Annotated in this window: 1 protein-coding gene; it reads left to right on the forward strand. The window is 56.6% G+C overall.

What is annotated here, in order from left to right:
* Positions 1 to 109 precede the first annotated feature (109 nt).
* The coding region (locus tag DT343_RS16805; protein WP_306418734.1) for a calcium-binding protein at positions 110 to 3,641 on the forward strand (3,532 nt) is incomplete at its 3' end.

A 3,641-nucleotide genomic window follows, 5' to 3' on the forward strand; every position in this document is an offset into this window, starting at 1 on the left:
TGCTGATGTAATGACTCTAGGTGCCAGTTTGGGTGTTTTGATTGGTTCGGCACCTTTGGCAGTTGGGTTTACCATTGCAGGACTGGGGGTTACCCTATTGGATAAGGCCTTGGATTGGGCCTTCGAGGAATCCGATAAATGGCTTAGAGAACATAGGCAGGGGTTAAACGACCTCCACCCCTCCCTCGACCAAGCCGAGCGCACTTCTTCCCCCATCGTCATCGACCTGAACGGCGACGGCATCCATGCCACCAAACTGGCCGAAGGCTTGGACAAAGCCGTGCATTTCGATCTCGACGGCAACGGCTTTGCCGAGAAGACCGCTTGGATTGATGCCTCCGATGCCCTGCTGGTGCTGGATAAGAATGCCAACGGCCGCATCGATAACGGCCATGAGCTCTTCGGCAATCACAGCCTGAACGCCGAGGGCAAGAAAGCCTTTGCCGACGGCTATGCCGCCTTGGCCGCCTATGATGAGAATCAAGACGGCAGGATTGATGCCCAAGATGCCGTCTATGCGCAACTGGCGGTGTGGCAGGATAAGAACGGCAACGGCATTAGCGAGGCAGGCGAGGTGCTGGGCTTGGCCGAGGCGGGCATTGCCGCCATCGATCTCAATGCCAAAGCCGTGAACGAACGCGATGCGGCGGGCAACCGCATCAGCCACCGCGGCAGCGTAGAGATGGCAGACGGCAGTCAGCGCTTGGCGGAGGATTTGTGGTTTCAGATCAATCCCGCGCAGACGCGCTATGTGGGCGAAGCCCTCAGCCCTGAAGCACAGGCGGCATTATTGGGCCTGCCCAATGTGCGGGCATTTGGCAATGTTGTGGATCTGCATTTGGCCATGAGCCGCGATGCAGGGCTGAAGGCAATGGTCAAAGATTATCTGAATGCCGACGGCGATAGCCAAGTGAAACTGCTCGATTCTTTAATTTACCGCTGGACGGGCAGCGAAGCCGTGGCCGCCAATAGCCGCGGCGGCGCTATCGATGCGCGGCAACTGGCGGCGCTGGAAGCTCTGACCGGCAAAGACTTCCGCCAACACGGCTCCAGCCCCAACCCCGGCCCGAATGCCGGGCAAATCCTCAAAGCCGAATATGCCCGCTTCGCCCAATACACCCATGCCTGGCTGATGCTGCACAGCCAAGCCCAGCAAGCCACCGCCCTGCATCTGTGGCAGGCGCTCGGCCAAGACGGCTTGAGCGATAACGGCGGCCTTGACTGGCAATCCTTCGCCCAGCAGCTGCAAAGCCAATACCAAGCAGGCCATCTTGTCCAAGCGCAGGAAAGCTACCGCATCATGGAAGGCCTGTTCACCTATTCCTCCACCCATGCCCACAGCCTGAAACACTACTTTGTCCAACACGGCGGACAATACGCAGACCTTATCGAAGCAGGCATCGTGCATCAGGACTACCGCGGCGATGAGGCTGATAACAGCTTCAGCGGCACAGCCAACAGCGAATTCATCTACGGCTATGAAGGTAATGACCGCTTAAACGGCAACGGCGGTAATGATTACCTTGTCGGCGGCAAGGGCAATGACCATCTGGCCGGCGGTGCGGGCAACGATACCTACCGCTTTGCCCAAGGCCACGGACAAGATGTGGTTTACGATTATGACTACACCGCAGGCAACAGCGACACCATCATCTTCAGCAACATCCGCTTCCAAGACATCCGCATCGGCTGGAGCGGCTCGGATATGATTCTGTACAGCGGTGCCGATGACCAAGTCAAGCTGCAATCTTTCTTTTCCGGCAAGCACTATCAGATCGAGCTCTTCCAATTCGCCGACCGCAGCATGAGTGCGGAAGAACTGCTGGCACAGACGGTTACGCTCTACGGCACAGCCAATAACGACAACTTCGGCTACTGGCAGGGTGCGCTGACTTTCCACGCAGGCGAGGGCAATGACAACATCAGCGGCAATGCCCAAGATGATGTGCTCTACGGCGAAGCAGGCAATGACAACTTAAGCGGCCATAAAGGCAATGATCGCCTCTTTGGCGGTGAGGGCAATGACAGCTTAAGCGGTGGGGATGGCAATGATGTTCTCTTTGGCGGCAACGGCGACGATACGCTTTATGGCGGCGCGGGAGAAGACACCCTTGAAGGCGGGGCGGGCAATGATCGGCTGCAAGGCGATTTCGGCAACGATACCTACCGCTTTGCCCAAGGCCACGGACAAGATGTGGTTTACGATTATGACTACACCGCAGGCAACAGCGACACCATCATCTTCAGCAACATCCGCTTCCAAGACATCCGCATCGGCTGGAGCGGCTCGGATATGATTCTGTACAGCGGTGCCGATGACCAAGTCAAGCTGCAATCTTTCTTTTCCGGCAAGCACTATCAGATCGAGCTCTTCCAATTCGCCGACCGCAGCATGAGTGCGGAAGAACTGCTGGCACAGACGGTTACGCTCTACGGCACAGCCAATAACGACAACTTCGGCTACTGGCAGGGTGCGCTGACTTTCCACGCAGGCGAGGGCAATGACAACATCAGCGGCAATGCCCAAGATGATGTGCTCTACGGCGAAGCAGGCAATGACAACTTAAGCGGCCATAAAGGCAATGATCGCCTCTTTGGCGGTGAGGGCAATGACAGCTTAAGCGGTGGGGATGGCAATGATGTTCTCTTTGGCGGCAACGGCGACGATACGCTTTATGGCGGCGCGGGAGAAGACACCCTTGAAGGCGGGGCGGGCAATGATCGGCTGCAAGGCGATTTCGGCAACGATACTTACTCCTTCGCCCAAGGCCACGGTCAGGATGTGATTTATGATTATGACTACACCGCAGGCAACCGCGACACCATCATCTTCAGCGACATCCGCTTCCAAGACATCCGCATCGGCTGGAGCGGCTCGGATATGATTCTGTACAGCGGTGCCGATGACCAAGTCAAGCTGCAATCTTTCTTTTCCGGCAAGCACTATCAGATCGAGCTCTTCCAATTCGCCGACCGCAGCATGAGTGCGGAAGAACTGCTGGCACAGACGGTTACGCTCTACGGCACAGCCAATAACGACAACTTCGGCTACTGGCAGGGTGCGCTGACTTTCCACGCAGGCGAGGGCAATGACAACATCAGCGGCAATGCCCAAGATGATGTGCTCTACGGCGAAGCAGGCAATGACAACTTAAGCGGCCATAAAGGCAATGATCGCCTCTTTGGCGGTGAGGGCAATGACAGCTTAAGCGGTGGGGATGGCAATGATGTTCTCTTTGGCGGCAACGGCGACGATACGCTTTATGGCGGCGCGGGAGAAGACACCCTTGAAGGCGGGGCGGGCAATGATCGGCTGCAAGGCAATTTCGGCAACGATACTTACTCCTTCGCCCAAGGCCACGGTCAGGATGTGATTTATGATTATGACTACACCGCAGGCAACCGCGACACCATCATCTTCAGCGACATCCGCTATCAAGACATCCACATCGGTTGGCGCGGAACGGATATGATCTTGGCCAGCGGCGACAGCGACCAAGTCCGGCTGCAATCTTTCTTTTCCGGTAAGGCTTATCAGATCGAGCATTTCCAATTCGCCGATCAAAGCATGAGCACCGAGGAACTGCTGGCGCAGACGGTTACGCTCTACGGCACGGCCAATAACGACAACTTCGGCTACT

Origin of the sequence: Brevundimonas vesicularis (assembly GCF_900445985.1) — a bacterium.
GTDB classification, from domain to species: Bacteria; Pseudomonadota; Alphaproteobacteria; order Caulobacterales; family Caulobacteraceae; genus Brevundimonas; species Brevundimonas vesicularis_D.